This window comes from Pseudanabaena minima str. Chao 2107 (assembly GCF_051131155.1).
GTDB classification, from domain to species: Bacteria; Cyanobacteriota; Cyanobacteriia; order Pseudanabaenales; family Pseudanabaenaceae; genus Pseudanabaena; species Pseudanabaena minima.
Genome location: NZ_CP159508.1, coordinates 505,601 through 523,468 on the forward strand (window position 1 = coordinate 505,601; position 17,868 = coordinate 523,468).

The 17,868-nt window shown below is 43.0% G+C and carries 11 protein-coding genes and 1 pseudogene; 9 read left to right on the plus strand and 3 right to left on the minus strand.

The genetic code is table 11. The annotated features are described in order from the left end of the window. The first annotated feature begins 29 nt into the window (after positions 1-29). The gene (clpB, locus tag ABM313_RS02325) at positions 30-2,705 is read left to right on the plus strand and encodes an ATP-dependent chaperone ClpB (protein ID WP_434686089.1); all 2,676 of its coding nucleotides are present in this window, start codon (positions 30-32) and stop codon (positions 2,703-2,705) included. Between the two features lie 132 nt (positions 2,706-2,837). After that, positions 2,838-3,188: a DUF565 domain-containing protein gene (locus ABM313_RS02330; RefSeq protein WP_434686090.1), complete on the plus strand. Its 351-nt coding sequence runs from the start codon at positions 2,838-2,840 to the stop codon at positions 3,186-3,188. Positions 3,189-3,529: 341 nt separating this feature from the next. On the opposite strand, the gene ABM313_RS02335 is transcribed toward ABM313_RS02330, so the two are convergent. Beyond that, complete coding sequence (locus tag ABM313_RS02335) at positions 3,530-4,123, minus strand: cob(I)yrinic acid a,c-diamide adenosyltransferase (protein ID WP_434686091.1); 594 nt, start codon at positions 4,121-4,123, stop codon at positions 3,530-3,532. A 325-nt stretch (positions 4,124-4,448) separates the two neighbouring features. Here ABM313_RS02335 and serS point away from each other — a divergent pair, with 325 nt between their 5' ends. The 6 genes and pseudogenes from serS (at position 4,449) to ABM313_RS02365 (ending at position 10,062) form a co-directional block, all read left to right on the plus strand. Next, positions 4,449-5,723 carry a serine--tRNA ligase gene (gene serS / locus ABM313_RS02340; RefSeq protein ID WP_434686092.1) on the plus strand — a complete coding sequence of 425 codons (1,275 nt, stop codon included), beginning with the start codon at positions 4,449-4,451 and terminating at the stop codon, positions 5,721-5,723. A gap of 63 nt (positions 5,724-5,786) precedes the next feature. Beyond that, complete coding sequence (locus ABM313_RS02345) at positions 5,787-6,461, plus strand: L-threonylcarbamoyladenylate synthase (RefSeq protein ID WP_434686093.1); 675 nt, start codon at positions 5,787-5,789, stop codon at positions 6,459-6,461. A 389-nt stretch (positions 6,462-6,850) separates the two neighbouring features. Beyond that, positions 6,851-7,108 (plus strand): annotated as a pseudogene (locus ABM313_RS02350) (adenylate/guanylate cyclase domain-containing protein); the annotation flags it as partial. Positions 7,109-7,309: 201 nt separating this feature from the next. Continuing rightward, entirely contained in the window at positions 7,310-7,711 is a 402-nt protein-coding gene (locus ABM313_RS02355; RefSeq protein WP_434686094.1) for a hypothetical protein, read from the plus strand. 316 nt (positions 7,712-8,027) lie between these two features. After that, positions 8,028-8,951: a LysR family transcriptional regulator gene (locus ABM313_RS02360; protein WP_434686095.1), complete on the plus strand. Its 924-nt coding sequence runs from the start codon at positions 8,028-8,030 to the stop codon at positions 8,949-8,951. An 82-nt stretch (positions 8,952-9,033) separates the two neighbouring features. Further along, complete coding sequence (locus tag ABM313_RS02365) at positions 9,034-10,062, plus strand: anthranilate phosphoribosyltransferase family protein (protein ID WP_434686096.1); 1,029 nt, start codon at positions 9,034-9,036, stop codon at positions 10,060-10,062. Positions 10,063-10,387: 325 nt separating this feature from the next. Here the strand turns inward: ABM313_RS02365 and ABM313_RS02370 are convergent, their stop codons facing one another. Further along, positions 10,388-10,954 carry a Uma2 family endonuclease gene (locus tag ABM313_RS02370; protein WP_434686098.1) on the minus strand — a complete coding sequence of 189 codons (567 nt, stop codon included), beginning with the start codon at positions 10,952-10,954 and terminating at the stop codon, positions 10,388-10,390. Between the two features lie 167 nt (positions 10,955-11,121). On the opposite strand from ABM313_RS02370, the gene tnpC reads away from it, so the two are divergent. Then, positions 11,122-12,477 carry an IS66 family transposase gene (gene tnpC / locus ABM313_RS02375; protein ID WP_434686099.1) on the plus strand — a complete coding sequence of 452 codons (1,356 nt, stop codon included), beginning with the start codon at positions 11,122-11,124 and terminating at the stop codon, positions 12,475-12,477. Positions 12,478-12,742: 265 nt separating this feature from the next. Here tnpC and ABM313_RS02380 read toward each other — a convergent pair whose 3' ends face one another. Beyond that, positions 12,743-17,848: a diguanylate cyclase domain-containing protein gene (locus ABM313_RS02380; protein ID WP_434686100.1), complete on the minus strand. Its 5,106-nt coding sequence runs from the start codon at positions 17,846-17,848 to the stop codon at positions 12,743-12,745. Positions 17,849-17,868: the final 20 nt, after the last annotated feature.

Sequence of the window (17,868 nt, forward strand, 5' to 3'; positions counted from 1 at the left end):
ACACCTGAATCCTGCTGTAACCAAAGCCAATGCAACCAACCGATCCGAAAAAATTTACTGAAAAAGCATGGGAAGCGATCGTCAAATCGCAAGAGGTCGCGAGACGCGCTCAACATCAGCAACTAGAAGTCGAGCATTTGCTAATGGCGCTATTGGAGCAGGAAGAGGGCTTGACTACGAATATACTTACGGCGATGTCAGTCCCCATGGCAAGGGCGCGACGACAGGTCGAAGAATTTTTGCGGAGACAGCCCCGTGTGGCAAGCCCAGAACAATTGTACTTGGGACGCAACTTAGAAGTATGGCTCGATCGCACTGAAGAGCATCGCAAGGTTTTTGGTGATGACTTTATTGCCGTTGAGCATATGCTGTTGGGATTAGCCGATGACGATCGCATCGGTAAACGGCTATATCGCGATTTAAGTATTGATCGCAAAAAATTAGAAGAAACGATTAAATCACTGCGGGGTAGCCAGACTGTCACCGATCAAAATCCTGAAGCGAAATATGCCGCATTGGAAAAATATGGTCGTGATCTTACGGAACAAGCAAAGCAAGGTAAGCTCGATCCTGTGATTGGTCGTGATGATGAGATTCGGCGCGTTATGCAAGTACTGTCACGACGCACTAAAAATAATCCTGTGCTAATTGGTGAACCAGGGGTCGGTAAAACAGCGATCGCTGAGGGATTAGCGCAAAGAATTATTCGTGGTGATGTGCCAGAATCTCTCAAAGACCGCACGATTATTAGTCTGGATATGGGATCGCTGATTGCAGGGGCAAAATATCGCGGTGAATTTGAGGATCGATTAAAGGCAGTTCTTAAGGAAGTTCTCAATTCCGATGGCAAGATTGTGCTGTTTATTGATGAATTGCATACGGTAGTTGGGGCTGGGGCAACACAGCAGGGTGCTATGGATGCGGGGAATATTCTCAAGCCAATGTTAGCGCGGGGTGAATTGCGCTGCATCGGCGCAACTACTCTCGATGAATATCGCCAATATATTGAGAAAGATGCAGCTCTGGAACGACGTTTTCAGCAAGTTGTGGTCGATCAGCCAACTGTGGAAGATACGATCTCGATTTTGCGCGGACTAAAGGAACGCTACGAGGTGCATCATGGCGTAACTATTTCTGATTCGGCACTAGTGGCAGCAGCGACACTTTCTAATCGTTATATCACCGATCGCTTTTTACCAGATAAAGCGATCGATCTGGTTGATGAATCCGCAGCAAAATTAAAAATGGAGGTTGATTCTCGCCCCTTAGAACTAGATGAAATTGATCGCCGCCTGATGCAATTGGAAATGGAAAGATTATCCTTGCAAAAAGAAGGAGGCTTTACCCCTGTGGAACGAACGGAAGCCGAAGGCAAAGTCGTCTATAAAACTAAGAGCAGTAAGGCTGTCCAAGACCGTCTCGATCGACTTGACAAAGAAATGAACGAACTACGCGATCGCCAAATCAGCCTCGATGATCGCTGGCAACAGGAAAAAGATACCATTGATAATCTGCGATCGCTGAAAGAACAAATCGATCAAACTAAGTTACTGATTGAGCAATCTGAACGTGAATTCAATCTCAATCGTGCTGCCGAACTCAAGTATGGCAAGTTAACGGAACTAGAGAAAAATCTTGATGAGGCAGAATTAGAGCTAAATCGAGCCAGAGCCGATGGTTCAATTCTCTTTCGTGAACAAGTCACTGAAGATGATATTGCTGAAATTGTTGCGCGATGGACAGGCATTCCCCTCAAAAAGTTACTCTTATCAGAACGTCAAAAATTATTGACCCTAGAGAAACATCTCCACGATCGCGTCATTGGTCAAGATGAAGCCGTCACTTCGGTATCTTCAGCTATCCGTCGCGCCCGTGCAGGGATGAATGATCCTAACCGTCCCATTGGTTCATTCCTGTTCTTGGGACCTACAGGAGTGGGCAAAACGGAACTGGCGCGTACCCTTGCCGAATTTCTATTTGATTCTGATGCCTCAATGGTACGGATCGACATGTCGGAATATATGGAGAAACACTCGGTTTCCCGCTTAATCGGAGCGCCCCCTGGTTACGTTGGTTATGAAGAAGGCGGACAGTTCTCAGAAGCAGTGCGTCGTCATCCTTACTCAGTGGTGCTTTTTGATGAAGTCGAGAAAGCGCATCCTGATGTATTTAATATTCTTTTGCAAGTTCTTGATGATGGTCGCATTACCGATAGCCAAGGGCGCTTAGTGGATTGCAAAAATACGGTGATCATCATGACCAGTAATATCGGTAGCGATCGCATTCTCGAAGTGTCCAAAGATTTACCTAGCGATCTGGATGGGGATGCTCGTTATGACCAAATGCGCGATAAGGTGCTGGATGTACTTCGCAATCACTTCCGTCCTGAGTTTCTCAATCGCATTGATGAAACAGTAATTTTCCATGCATTACGTCGCAATGAAATTCGGTCAATTGCGGAGTTACAAATTAAACGCATTGAGAACAGGCTGAGCGATCGCAAGATTTCCTTAAAACTGAGTGAGGAAGCCAAAGACTATATTGCTGCTGTTGGTTATGATCCTTCCTACGGTGCGCGTCCTTTAAAACGTGCCATTCAAAGGGAAATCGAAAACCCCATCGCCAACAAAATTCTGGAAGGAACTTTTGCAGAGGGTCATCAAATTTACATCACTGTAGAAAATGAGACACTAGTTTTTAGCTAAGCTTAAACAGCTTGTCGAAATAACTCAAACAGCCAAGGGGCTTAAGCCCCTTGGCAAAGCTAGGAAGCTCTTCCAATATCAGCAATTTATTAGTACAAGATGCCTCATCGCAACTTTAATTGAGAGGTTTTTATGCAAAATACTCGACTTAGTACAATCGTAAGTGTCAGTGTTGGTCAAATATCCCAATGGTCGCGAAATCCTTGGCGACGGACATCGTTGATATTGATTAGTTTGTTGGTAGGCTTTTTTTTAGCATCTGTAATCTCCACTATATCGGGAGCCAAATCTGAGCAAGATATCACGACTGCGGCAATTACTCTGTTTATTGTGGAAATGATTAATCGCTATGTTTATACTGTCAAACGAGTTACTCCAAGCGATAACGCAGCACCGAGACTATTAACCAAGGAAATTTTAAATTCTCTTAAATTAGGTTTAGTTTATGGACTATTTCTGGAAGCCTTCAAGCTTGGTTCATAATTACAGCGCTTTTCTCTTTATATCTGATGTTACGTGGATTGAATTCCTACGAGCATCTAAGTCTAAGGCTGGCACGGGGGCACAGCCCTACAAAAATCTAAATTATTGGGGTAGGGGCAATCCCCCCGTGGTTGCCCTGCTTCGCTAGCAGCAAGAGATTCATCATCTGAGATCCACGTAATACCAATTCACGAAAGTGTGACAACACTTTTGTGAATTAAAAACCAAACCCAGTAAGGGTTTTAAAAACACAAAATGGCGTAGCCATTTTGTGTTTTGGTATAACATCAGTTTATATCTTTCAATAGCAAAAAAAAGCTCGCATAGCGAGCTTTTTTTTGCTAACTGCGACGATGGGTGACTTGGTCAGCATATTCAGAAATGCGAGCAGGTATTGACGTACCAATCAAGATGATATTGACCTTGGGCGATCGCGTTTCTAGCACTTCTAACAATTCGTCCTCAGTAATTAGCGATCGCGCCACTAGCAAATCAGCTTCATCGAGGATCACTAAACCCGCTTGTGCTGACTTAATTGCAACTTTGGCATAGTCCCATAGCTCTAATACTGACGATTTTTCAATATCTGTCAATTCCAGCCCGTCTTTAGATAAATCACGCTGAGCTTCACACCTCAGCCATTCTAGATTTTCAACAAGCCGACGGGGATTGCTCAAACCTTGATTAATGCCTGTCTGAAAAAATTGGATGAGTAAGACATTTGTACCTTGTCCTGCAACACGCAAGCCTTGGGCGATGATATCGGCATAGAGATTGCGATGGGGTGCGATAAACACCTGCACCTGACCTTTAATTGGAGTCACGATGGATGATGGTTTAGGTGAATTCGGATCTGCTGGGTTCGTTTTAGGCTGATGTTGGTTGTTTTTTGGGTGATTCGTCTTAATCTGAGCCGTCTTAATTTGAGCAACCATAAACAAATCTAGTGTTTAAATTTCCACCATGCATCATAACAGACACTAGATATAGAAATCATTCAATCTTTAACATTTGTTAGCGATGTGGTTGAATCCCACATTACTAATACCAAAACACAAAATAGCTATGCCATTTTGTGTTTTTAGAAACCTTATTGGGTTTTGTTTTTAATTCACAAAAGTGTTGCCCCACTTTTGTGAATTGATATAACTATTCATTTGAAAGCATTGTGAAGCAACGCTTTCAAATTTTTGGATGGTTTGGGTTTGAGCGCAAAGCGCTGTATGATGCTCTGAGTGCGTTTAGGTTAAATAAAAGTCCGTGTTAGACATTAAGCTCGTGCGATCGCAGCCCGAACAGGTGCAAGCTCGCCTCAACAGTCGAGGCAAAGGTTACGACATTAGTAGATTAGTCGAATTAGAGCAGGAAGTTCGTGCACTCGAAACTCAGCGATCGCATTTGCAAGCCGAAAGCAACGAAATTGGTAAGCAAGTTGGACTCAAAATGAAGTCTGGTGCGCCTGAGTCGGAAATTCAAGCACTCAAAGCGCGATCTCCAGAAATCAAACAATTGTTAGCAGAACTAGAACCCAAGGAAAAATCCTTGCGCGAAGAAAGCAACGCCATTTTAATGACTTTGCCAAATTTGCCTAGTGAAACCACGCCCATTGGCGCAAATGAAACCGAAAACGTCGAAGTGCGTCGTTGGGGTGATGAATACAAAAGCGATCGCACCGACATTCTGCCCCATTGGGAAATTGGCGAAAAATTAGGGATTCTTAATTTTGAACGCGCCGTTAAAATCTCTCAGGCTCGGTTTGTGAATTTGATTGGCGCAGGAGCAGCCCTCGAACGCGCCTTAATTCAGTTCATGCTGAATACCCACACTGCCAATGGTTATATCGAAGTTGCGCCGCCCCTTTTGGTGAATACCGCTAGCCTGACAGGTACAGGGCAATTACCCAAGTTTGCCGAAGACTCATTTAAATGTGCCGAAGATGATCTGTGGTTGATTCCTACTGCTGAAGTTCCCGTTACGAATCTATATCGTGATGAAATCTTTGATGAAGAGAATTTACCAGTTCATCATTGTGCCTATACTCCTTGTTTCCGTCGTGAAGCAGGAAGCTATGGACGTGATACTAGAGGTTTGATTCGGTTACATCAGTTCAACAAAGTGGAACTAGTTAAATTTGTGCGCCCCGAAAACTCGGCGGAAGAGCATGAAAAACTAGTGCGCGATGCCGAATCCATTTTGCAAGCATTGAAACTTCCCTATCGCGTTGTCGAACTCTGCACAGGTGACATCGGCTTTAGTGCCGCCAAATGCTATGACCTCGAAGTTTGGCTACCCACCGCTAATACCTATCGCGAGATTTCTAGCTGCTCGAATTTCCATGATTTTCAAGCGCGTCGAGCAAATATTCGCTTTAAGAGTAAAGGCAAGAAGGGAACTGAGTTTCTGCACACTCTCAATGGCTCAGGATTAGCTGTCGGGCGTACCATGTCCGCAATTCTAGAAAACTATCAGCAACCTGACGGACGTATCTTAATTCCTGAAGTGCTACAACCTTTACTTAACAGACAATATTTGTAGAAAAATTTGTAGAAAAAGAATGCTGTGTGCGCTTTTTCTGCAAAACTATCGCGAGACTTAACTATGGCTACGATCTACCGACTGCATCCAGATAATCCGCAACCTCGCACCATCGCCCAAATCGTTGCTGCTTTGCGCGATGGTGCGATCATGCTCTATCCTACGGATACAGTCTATGCGATCGGTTGCGATTTGATGTCTAAGTCAGCCGTAGAGAAGGTTCGCAAACTCAAGCAGATGTCGAACGATAAGCCATTGACATTTTTATGCTCGTCACTCTCTAACATTGCTGAATATGCGAATGTTTCTAATGCCAACTATCGCACTATGAAGAGTCTTGTGCCAGGGCCTTTTACATTTATCTTGCCAGCAACTAAGCTTGTGCCAAAATTGGTATTAAATCCTAAGCGTAAAACTACAGGGATTCGAGTTCCCGATCATGGAGTATCCCAAACAATTATTGAAGCGCTAGGAAATCCTATTATTTCCACGTCAGCTAATCTGAGAGAAGACGATCTTGATGATGAAGACTTTAGTACTCAGATTAAGAATGGAAAACAGCGTAATGTTTGTGAATTGCCGAAAATAGAACTGTTTGATCGCTTTTCTAAATTAGTTGATTTCATCGTTGATGATGGCTCTGATCACACCTATGAAGTATCTACAATCATCGACTTGACAAATGACCTGCATCCAGAGATTCTACGTCAAGGATTAGGAGAAGTTAGTTTTTTATGATGCAGAGCTAAGCATTTTGCCTATTTGAGCGCTATCAAAACTTTGTTGTGATTTTATGAACCTTATAGTTATACCAATTCCCGAAAGTGTAGCTACACTTTCGGGAATTAAAAACCAAACCCAGTAAGGGTTTTCAAATCACAAAATGGCGTAGCCATTTTGTGATTTGGTATTATACCAATTCACGAAAGAGTGGTAACACTTTCGTGAATTAAAAACCAAACCCAGTAAGGGTTTTGAAAACACAAAATGGCTATGCCATTTTGTGTTTTGGTATTAGATATAAGGAATTTTGCTATGGTCAATCTAACCAACTTTAGCGTTAGTGCTAAATAGGTAAGGATGGGCGGCGCGAAGCGCCGCCCATCCTTACCACAATAAATCCTTTTGGTCTCCATTCGGGTTCGCTGTTAAGCGGTGTTATTGGTAAGAAAAAAATTTGTCTATCATGTTTGGGGGGATACAGTCTATCTTGCTTCAAGAATGGAATCATCAGGAGTTGCTGGTCAAATTAACGTCTCACAAGCTAATCACAAGCTACGTTTGAGTTAGTCAAAGACTCTTTTGAAGTAGAGCATCGTGGGAAAATATTGGCAAAAAATATGGGAGAAGTTGACATGTATCTAATTAAAGGGATTAAAAGTTAAATCATCAGTAAGATTGTGTGTTGGGCGCTTTGCGCCCAACACACAATCTCAATACCGAAATGTAAAACGACGTAGCCGTTGCCTGTCTTGAAAAACCTTACTGGGCTTGAATTCAAAAGCTTTAGATGACAAATTGCTGTAGATGTAGCGCTTTGCGCTATAACCTGTGACTAATACTTTTATTCTGGAGATGAGATCAATATGCGTACTCTACGAAACTTACCGCTCCTATCCCTTGCTCTTGTTTTAGCTGGCTATATTGCCTATGGATGGTTACTCTCTATTCATAAAGCTGATTGGCGGATCTGGATTCCCGCTGGGGCGATCGCCTTTGGTATAGATTGGTTCTTTTCATTAGCTTGGGCGATCGCGGCGGTGATATTTGTCTTTTTGAAAAAAGAGCAGTTTTTGCTATCCCTTGGCATTAGCATTATTTGGGCATTTCTAATGTACGTTGCCAGAAATGAACTTCGAGCTTTTATGAACAATCGTGGCTGGAATTTCTTTGCCCTTGCCATAATTGCTGGTGTGGGACTAGGTCTAGGATGGTTTACCGATACGTTACCTACAATCCGTACTTTTGGCGAATCATTAGTTAAATAAAATTCTGAATTTATAGCAGCGCAAATTTTGCTAAAACCTAAAACCAAAATATGCGTTGCAACACTTTGCGCTGCAACGCATATTTTGGTTTTAGAACCTGCTTTACTATGGCTGTCTTATAGCTGTCGCCAAGTGTATGAGGACATAAAACCCAAGAAGAGAATGGCGGCGCTTCGCGCCGCCATTCTCTTCTTGGGTTTTGCTATGGCAGCTATAACAATAGGCGATAGCTATACTTGTTACTAGTGCTACTTTTCCAAAACCCCATAAGTTGCTTAATGATGGTAGACACAACTAAAACTATCATCATTTTTTCATGCGTTTGGAACAGTTACAGGCTTTTTTGGCAGTTGCGGAAACAGGAAACTTTCAACAGGCTGCTCAAAAATGTGGAGTTAGTCAGTCAACTATCAGCCGACAAGTGCAGTCTTTGGAAGCAACTGTTGGCATACTGCTGTTTCATCGTCAGGGGAATGCGAAGCTAACCTTGGGTGGCGATCGCTTGTTACCCCATGCTAAAAAAATTTGTCAGATTTGGTCAACGGCTGAACAAGAGTTGCTTGATTTGCAGGCAGGCAAGCAAACAGAACTTTGTGTAGCGGGGATTCCTTCAGCATGTGCTTATCAGTTACCACCGATATTGCAAAGATTTTCTAAGGTTTATCCCAATGTTCAGTTGCGAGTAACGACATTGGGAAGCGATCGCGCTCTTAAGGTGCTCAAGGATGGCTTAATAGATATTGCGATCGTGATGAACAATCCATTTTTAACCGCGAGTTCGGAAATGGTAGTTGAACGCCTATATGAGGAAAAAATCCAACTTTTGCTACCTGTTAATCATCCCCTCAGTAAAAAAGAATCGCTAACATGGAAAGATTTGAATAATGTCCCCCAAGCTGTATTCAAAGACGGCTATGGACTACAGCGTCTTGTCCAAGATCAGTTCAATCGCCAAGGAATACGTTTACATGCAGCTTTGGAGCTTAATTCTCTTGAAGCTTTTCGAGGTGTAGTTAAGCAAGGTAGCCTGCTAGCCTTACTTCCAGAAACCTTTTTAGTGGAATTAAATCACGATCCAGACTTAGTAGTGCGATCGCTCCATGATCCCTGTCTAACTCGCGAAATTGTCCTTGTGACTACCAGCGATCGTATTCAAATTCCGCCAATTCAATATTTTTGTAAACTTGCAGCCCAGATGATTCAGCAGGAAATGCCTGTGACTTTAAAAAGTGCTCTGTAAGCCCAGAAAGCAGAGACTATCTACTTTCTAGGCTATAATTCAACATCTAACTGACTTTTGCATTAAATTCACCCGTAGAATAATGAGTAAAGAATTTCGCGAATTTTTGCGTAAAGTTGGTAGCGGTACACATACCAGCAAAAGCTTAACGCGCCAAGAGGCTGAGGCGGCTACGATCATGATGTTGCAGGGGATTGCTACACCTGCTCAGATCGGTGCATTTATGATCGCCCATCGCATTAAACGTCCAACTAGTGAGGAACTAGCAGGGATGCTCGATGCCTATAAACAGATGGGGGCAAAACTTGCACCGATCGCATCCCATAAACAAGTTTTAGTACTGGGATCACCCTATGACGGCAGATCAAAGACAGCACCAGTTAGTCCTGTAACGGCGATCGTTTTGGCAGCCGCAGGGATTCCGATTTTGATGCATGGTGGCGATCGGATGCCGACCAAAGAAGGTTTACCTTTTATCGAAATTTGGCAAGCTTTGGGGCTAAATTGGCAAGATCTGACTATTGAGCAGGTGCAATCCAATTTAGAAACCAAAAATTTTGGGTTTGTCTACTTGCCCAAACATTTTCCTCTTGCCCAAGGGCTAGTTCCCTATCGTGATCAAATTGGCAAACGCCCTCCTTTTGCAACCCTTGAGTTAATGTGGTCTCCCTATCAAGGCAAGCAATTTATTGTTTCAGGTTTTGTCCATCCGCCTACTGAAACGAATATTCGTGAAGCTTTTGCTCAGCATGGGCTTACCGAATTTGCAACGGTCAAGGGTTGGGAGGGAAGTGTGGACTTACCGCGATCGCGTACAGCGATTATCGGCATTAATCACGGGGATCTCTTTGAGCGGCTGACTCTATCTGCGCGAAACTATGGATTTAGCTCTGAAGATCCTGCGATCGCTAATGCTTCAGAAATGGCTACAAAAATCGTTTCTGCTCTCAAAGCCGAACCTTCCGAATATCTTAATTCCGTATTATGGAACTGTGGATTCTATCTCTGGCTCTATGGGCTACATGATGAAATTAACGAGGCGATCGTTCATGCCCAAGAAATCATCAATAGTGGTAGAGCCTTAAAGAAATTAGAGGAGCTACAAGCTTAACTTCTCAAAATCAAAAATGATTGATATTGGTTCTCATTTGAAGATGATGAGTTGTATTTATTACAGCAATCTTTTTATAGGCGATCGCCTTTTTATTTCGTGATTAAGACAGGCGATCGCTAGGTTATGCTGTGGTGTAATGGTTTAGCTTGTTGTTGACAGTGAATGCTAATCAGTCCTTAGCCTAAGCGTGATAGTCCTGATAGGGATATACTTTTGGCTGTTTTGAGTTTCTCGACTATTTTTGTGGCGATGGTTGATTGGGCTATATTATCAAGGACTGCTGTGAAGGTCATGGATTGGGACTAAGGGTTCTCTATTCTAGTTAAAATACAATCCCTTCATAGAGAAGCTCGATCGCAAACTCAAATTCAAGACTTGATAGGGTAATCGTATCGCCAGCAATATAGGGATAATACAGCCACATTCTGCCTTCAACCCGTGCGTAGCGTTCTACTGATATTTTGTCGGAATTGATGAGTATATATTCTTGTAAGCTGGGGATAGTGAGGTAATTGGTAAATTTCTCGCCGCGATCTCTGGCACTGGTTCCAAGAGATAGAACTTCGGCAATTATGGTAGGACTTTGGATGAATTTACGGGCGTTGATATCTTGAGAATCGCAACTGACGACGACATCGGGATAGTAATAGGGGCTATTGGTCGTAACTTGCACTTTGACATCGGCGACGTTGATGCGACAGCCACGCGATCGCACTTGGGGATATAGGGTTCTGTAGAGGTTGAGGGTGATGTCGTTATGGGCGAGTGTGCCGCCTGTCATGGCAAATACTTCTCCGTTGATATATTCATGGCGGAGATCTTGTTGGGGTTCCCATTCAAGATATTCTTTTATGGACATTCTGGATGGTTCTTGAGATATGGCAAGCATATTATTCTGGGTTGCATTAGATTGAAGATTGTGAGTTTTGCCTATTGTAGCAAGCTTGTTATGGGCGATCGCTAACTAATTCTATAGTTCAATCAATCCTAAGCTAATTTTGTAATTGCTCAACGTAGGAAAATTGACAAAAAGTCAAAAACTGATAAATCAAAGCAATGAAGGAACTATCCAACCTAAAAGACTTAACAGACGAGGCAAAAGAAGCCTTGATAGTTAAGTTATGGGAAGAACTACAAAAACTACAGAAACAGTTAGAAAAGAAACCAAAGAAGACTTCAAAGAACTCAAGTTTGCCACCAGCCAAAGGATTTAAAGCGGAAATCAATAATCCAGAAGAAACAGAAGGCAAACGAGCAGGAAGTATAGGAAGAGATGGAGGAGGTCGTCAACTGAGTGAAAATCCAGACCAAACGCTCAAAGCAACTGTAAAAAGTTGTGCAGAGTGTGGGAAAGAGATCGCTGAATCAATGCAGGTATTACTGGAACGATACGACAAGATCGATATACCACCAATCAAGCCCATCGTTACCAGAATCGAAAGGTATGGATGCAAGTGTGAGCATTGTGGACAGGAACAAATCGCAGCATTACCCGTAGGACTTGAAGTAGGAAGTCCCTTTGGAGAAAGAATAGCTGCCCTAGTGACAACGATGAGATACAGTCACGGTATAAGCTATGGAAGAATGCAGCAAATGCTGAGTGAAGTATTTGGCTTAGAGATATCAGAAGGAGGTATCGCCAATCTCTTAACAAGGGTGAAAGGACAACTAGAGTCGGAGGTGACAGGAATACTCCAAGCCCTAAAAACATCTCGTCTAGTATGCAGTGACGAAACCAGAGCAAGGGTAAACGGTAAAAATCAATGGGAATGGGTATTTCAGAACGAACAAGTATGTTTTCATATCATCCGACCGTCTAGAGGCGCAGATGTCATCGCCGAAGTGATGGCAGAGCATCAACCAGAGGTGTGGGTATCAGATTTGTTTAGCGCCCAAAAGACCAATCCAGCGACAGAATGGCAAGTTTGTCTTGCCCATCAACTCAGAGATTGTCAGTATGGAATTGATGCAGGAGACCAGATTTTCTCTGGCAGGATGAAAAAGCTGCTGCTACGAGCTTTGGTGCTGCGAAGGCGATGGTCGGATTTAGCTGACTCTACCCGTTATCAATATCGATGTCGATTGTATCGAGACCTCGACAATATTTTAGCTCTGTTAACTACTCAGGAAGATGGACTCAGACTAAAAAAGCGATATCTAGAATTACGAGAAAACTTATTTCTGTTTTTGGATGACCACACCATCCCGCCAACTAATAACTCTAGCGAACAGGCTTTACGTTGGAGTGTCATTTTTAGAAAAGTTACGAATGGTTTTCGCTCCGATTGGGGGCGTGACTTATTTGCGGCTGTTCGTTCCATTGTCAATACTGGAAAAAGACAAGGCTTTTCTGCTTTTGAGTCCATTCTTATCGCTTTGAATCCTCTCAAATCATTGTTTTCTATAGGTTGAGCAATTACCAAAAAACAATTTGAGGTGGCGCTTCGCGCCACCTCACACTATAACAGCGACAGCTACTCAATATCTCTAGCAAGTCGCTAAGCAACTCTTAATACCAATTCACGAAAGTGTGACAACACTTTCGTGAATTAAAAACCAAACCCAGTAAGGGTTTTCAAAACTCAAAATGGCGTAGCCATTTTGAGTTTTGGTATAACTTTAATCATCTTTGCAAACGTGATTTCGATATCGCCATTTGAGTCATGCGAAGCATGACTCAAATAGCGATATCGAAATCAACCCAAGTTGGGGAATTGAAAACATAGCGATCGCGTCCCTGTTGTTTAGCTGCGTACAAAGCTTCATCAGCAGTGGAGATGAGCATCTCAGGCGATCGATCCGATGAGGGAATGACGGAGGTAATCCCTAAACTGATCGAAACAATGTCACGTACCTCTGAACGCTCGTGGGGAATGGCTCTAGCACGTAGGGATTTTTGAATGCGTTCGGCGATCGCGATCGCCCCCTTGCGATCAGTATTAGGCAAAATAATCACAAACTCTTCACCACCGTAACGCGCCACGAGATCAGCAGACCGACTACTCCCTTCCTTGGCGGCTTGAGCAACTTGAATTAGACAAGCATCTCCCGCCTGATGTCCATAGCAATCGTTATAACGTTTGAAATAATCCACATCAAATAAAATCAGTGAGAGGGGCATTTGTTCGCGTTTGAGGCGATGCCATTCTTGATCTAACTGTTGATCGAAGTAACGACGATTAGCTACTTGCGTGAGTCCATCTAATGTGGCTAATCGATATAGCTCCTCATTGGCACATTGCAGTTCGGCGGTACGTTCCTCGACCTTCTGCTCTAGGGTATAGGTATACTGCACCTTCTCTGCGTAGAGTTGAGCGTTGGTAATCGCGATCGCTGCCTGACCACTGATTAATTGCAAAAACTCAATGTGGTTACTCTTGAAGGCAGCAATCGTCACTTGATTCTCCATGTAAACTACGCCCACTAAATTCCCCTGATTGATAAGGGGATAGCAGATAATCGACATGGGCTGCACCGATTGGATATAAGGATCTTGAGTGAAGTCACCAATATGGGTTGCATAGTCAAGGACTACACTTTCTTGACTGCGGGTCACATAATATAAAACCGACTCGGGTAAGACCTGATTCAGCGCTTGCTTTGGAAAAATGTTTGCTTGCTCGCCACTAATATAAATGGCGATCGCTAAGTTCTCAGATCGTTCTACAGGGGGTTCTATAGGCAGTAGCAAGCAACCCGTTTGCGCTCCTGCATTTTTTAGGAGAATTCGCATTAAAGTTTGCACAAGGTCTTTGAGGACAATTTCACTAGCGATCGCTCGCGAGGCTTTCATCACCGTAGCTAGATCGAGATCGGCTCCAGAATTTCTACCGCCCTGTGTATTCAAAGTATTCAAGGTCGTATGCGGGAAGCGTGAGGAGGAATTGCTCACGGGCATATGTAATATCTGCGGATATTGGCTGTCCAGCAGTTTGACTTTAGCGATCGCCCCCCAACGCAAATAGGCATGACGTGCCTCCATCATGTAGATTCGCGCGATCGTTAACTTGTCCCAGTTCCGATAGAAATTAGCCGCAAGCTCGTTGGCTAAAGCTTCCTCTTGCAGGTATTGATTTTGTCTTGCTCCTGCGATCGCCAGATCGTAAAGTTCCATCGCCTGTTCTTTCTGCTCTAGTACGCGACAGATTTCTGCTTCGACTAATTGCCACTTGTGCAAGTGATTCATGGGAGCATGATCTGCCCAAAACTTTAACTGAGATTGATTATCTTGAATACGTTGATATTGGCTTTTTAAACCAACTTCAGAATTACCGATCGTCGCTAACAAAATTAAAGAGTCATAGAAATAGAAGTTAGCTTTGCAAATAATCCCCACAATCGAGGTAACGTAGGATCTGGCTTGAGTAATATCGTTATTTGCATCAATTAGTTCTTCCATTAAAAATCGTAGGAAAGCACGATGTAAATAGAAGAGAAATAATCGTAACCAACTGTTTGCGGCGAGAGATTCGGCAATTAGTTTTTCTGTTTGGGTAATTTGAGCAAAATGCTCTTCCACCTTATTGGGATTACCTAGTAAAGCCGCTATGGCAGCCTTAATGATTTCGCAATAGTTCGTATTAGTAATCTGCTTAAGATGATGTAACTGTTGCCCATAGGTATTAACTGTCGTTTCTATCTCTCTAAAAGGGAGTCCACTCCAGAAAGCATTAATACAATATCCATAGCCACAATAGCCTGTATGTTCAAATTTTCCTGTTTCTAATCCAGTTTGATAGCCTTCCTGAAGGATAGGCAAGGTTTCGTGAAGATGGAACTGGCGATGGTGCAAAAATAGCCCTACTGGGACAAAGGTTTCCGAACGAATATCCTTGGCTTCGGGTTTAGAAGCTAGATGATAGGCAAGGCGGCTAAACTTTACCGCAGCATCAACATCTTGCAAACTGATAATCAGGAAAACTCCATAGGCGGCATAGCTAAAAGCGGAGCTATGACTATTGCCATATTGGATCGATAAACCCACCTGTAAGGTCATCACCAAGGGATAGATCGGTGCGCTGAGAATATGGCAGGCGGGAATCATCATCGCCGCAATCTGAGTTATTGCCAGAGCTTCAGGTTCTCGCATCGTAGGCAAATCACCCAAATCAGCAATTACGCGATTACCGATTAAATCTTTGATCTGTTGAATCGCCTGTAGCCTTAATTCGGAAGTAATCACTTCTGGGATTTGCACTCCTAGTTTTTGGAGAATTGATTGGGAAATGGCGATCGCTTCAGCAAATTGATTCTGAAAAGTTAAAGATTGAATTTTGATAGTGTAGGCAGGTACTTGCTCAATGATGCTTTTAGCATGACGAACGATTGTATTTACATGCAAATCCATGCGCTCAAATTGGTTACAGAAGGAGGCAGCTTCAGCGGCAAGCTCATGTAGCTGTAAAGTCATCGCATAATGCTCTTGCCAAGATGAACTATCCAGCAAGCCTAGTCCGATTTCAGCATATTCATGGGCGGATTGATAGGCGGTTGCTAACTTGGCTTTGCGACTGGCTAAGAGATTGAGTTGGGCTAAGCGATCGCGTTCAGGTTGATTAGTGATTAAGGCAATACCATCATTGAGATGTTTAACTAGCGTAAAAATCTGTTCGGATTGGGTTGCCTCTGACCAATGTTGTAGCAATAACTGCCCAATGTGATAGTGGGTGGGGTTGCATTCCTGTTCTGGGATGAGGGCATAGGCAGCTTGCTGAATCCGATCATGTCCGAATTGATAATCTTGAATGAGGATATTGTCATCAAAGGGCGATCGCGCAATCACAAATCCCTGTTTGATGGCAAGTTTGAGATCCTCAAAGATATCCTGTGCAAGGCGATTTTGGACTAGTGATAGGGTGCTGAGATCAAACTCTGTACCTAAATAAGCAGCAATTGATAGGACTTTCTGCACAGACTTGGGTAGTTTCTGCAATTGCCCGACCATTAATTCCACCACATTATCGGTGAAACCCATTTGCTCAATTTTGTCTAATTCCCAAACCCATTCCCTAAAACTATAATTAAAACTCAGTAAGTTCTCACTGTAGAGAGTTTTGAGAAACTGATTAATAAAAAAAGGATTGCCTTCAGTTTTGCGGATGACTAATTCGGCTAACCCTTTGACATTGAGAGTCGGTTGATGCAATGTCTCGGCAATCAATTGTTCGATTTGCTCAATTGCCAATGGTGCTAGCGTAATCCTTTCTACATTGACTCCTTTATCCTGTAGTTGATTAATTATTAAAGTCAGGGGATGACCTGCTGACACTTCATGATCACGATAGGCGGCAATTACTAATAGATTTTGAATGTGGCGATCGCCTAACAGCTTTTCTAATAATTCTAGGGTCGCAAGCTCCGCCCATTGCATATCGTCGAGAAATAGCACCAAAGGATGTTCGGGGCTACAAAACACTTGGATAAATTGTTGAAATACTAGATGAAATCGGTTTTTAGTTTCAGCCGCGCCTAACATCGGTACGGGAGGCTGAGCGCCCATGATCAATTCCAGATCAGGAATGATCTCTGTGATCACTTTGCCGTTGCTACCCAAGGCGACTACTAAGCGATCGCGATATTGTTGCAGTACTGCCTCCGATTCCCCTAGTACTTGCTTGACTAGCTCCGCTAAAGCATAAACTAAAGCTGAGTAAGGAATATTACGTTGAAACTGATCGAACTTGCCCGTAATAAAATAGCCGCGTTTCGCGGTAATCGGTTGATATAGCGATCGTACAACTGCGGATTTGCCAATACCAGAATAACCTGTAACTAAGATCAATTCGGCATTATGACTATTCTCATCCACTTCTAATGCTGGAGTCGCAACCCGTTCAAATGATGACAGAAGTTGATTGATTTCCTGATCGCGTCCATAGAGTTTTTGCGGAATTTGAAATTGATCGGGGATATCGAGCCTCCCTAATGGAAATCTAGCGATCGCACCTGTTCTCTCCCATTGCACCCAACATTCCTCTAAATCCGCCTTTAATCCCCATGCACTTTGGTAGCGGTCTTCGGCGTTTTTTGCCATCAGTTTATTGACTATCTCCACTAGCACTAGAGGAATCTGTCCTTTTTTTATCTCTAATAAAGAATCTGGCTGTTTGGCAATATGGCAATAGATTAACTCCATCGCATCGGAGCTTTGAAATGGCAATCTTCCTGATAGTAATTCGTAGAAAGTTATACCTAATGAATAAAAATCAGTGCGATAGTCTAGTGATCGGTTCATCCGCCCAGTTTGTTCAGGAGAAAGATAGGGTAATGTTCCTTCGAGAGTATTTGGAGATTGCAGTACGGGGTTTTCTCGACTGAGTTGGGTAGAGATACCCAGATCTATCAGTTTGAGTACTTTGGTTTCCAGATTAAAAGCGATATTGGCGGGATTAATATCTTTATGGATGATGGATTGGCTATGGAGTTGACCTAGGGCATTAGCTAATTTAAAAGCTAGCGTAAAAAATAGATCCAGTGGTAAACCCTGCGGATATTTCTGTAATAGTTGAGAGAGAGAAGTCCCCCCAAAGTCCTCAAAAACAATTACTAGGGTTCTCTGCCATTCTTCTAGTTGTAAGGCTTTGATCACCTTGGATAGTTGCAGTTGATGGGCAAGGTTATATTCCTGTCGATAACGGCGAATTTCTTCTGGTGTTGGATATGCGGCTTTTAAAACTTTGAGGATTACTGCTTGACCACTTTCTATATATCGAGCGCTATAAACTTGAGAGCTTGCACCGTCATAGATTTGCGTTAATTCTTCGTACTTAGAAAGAATGGTCATAGCGATCGCTTAACAATTAT

Bases quoted from the DNA above. Each gene is read 5' to 3' on its own strand.
- ABM313_RS02355 (WP_434686094.1), top strand. From the start codon at position 7,310: ATGCGTACTCTACGAAACTTACCGCTCCTATCCCTTGCTCTTGTTTTA.
- ABM313_RS02335 (WP_434686091.1), bottom strand. From the start codon at position 4,123: ATGGTTGCTCAAATTAAGACGGCTCAGATTAAGACGAATCACCCAAAA.
- ABM313_RS02345 (WP_434686093.1), top strand. From the start codon at position 5,787: ATGGCTACGATCTACCGACTGCATCCAGATAATCCGCAACCTCGCACC.
- clpB (WP_434686089.1), top strand. From the start codon at position 30: ATGCAACCAACCGATCCGAAAAAATTTACTGAAAAAGCATGGGAAGCG.
- ABM313_RS02330 (WP_434686090.1), top strand. From the start codon at position 2,838: ATGCAAAATACTCGACTTAGTACAATCGTAAGTGTCAGTGTTGGTCAA.
- tnpC (WP_434686099.1), top strand. From the start codon at position 11,122: ATGAAGGAACTATCCAACCTAAAAGACTTAACAGACGAGGCAAAAGAA.
- ABM313_RS02370 (WP_434686098.1), bottom strand. From the start codon at position 10,954: ATGCTTGCCATATCTCAAGAACCATCCAGAATGTCCATAAAAGAATAT.
- ABM313_RS02365 (WP_434686096.1), top strand. From the start codon at position 9,034: ATGAGTAAAGAATTTCGCGAATTTTTGCGTAAAGTTGGTAGCGGTACA.
- ABM313_RS02360 (WP_434686095.1), top strand. From the start codon at position 8,028: ATGCGTTTGGAACAGTTACAGGCTTTTTTGGCAGTTGCGGAAACAGGA.
- ABM313_RS02380 (WP_434686100.1), bottom strand. From the start codon at position 17,848: ATGACCATTCTTTCTAAGTACGAAGAATTAACGCAAATCTATGACGGT.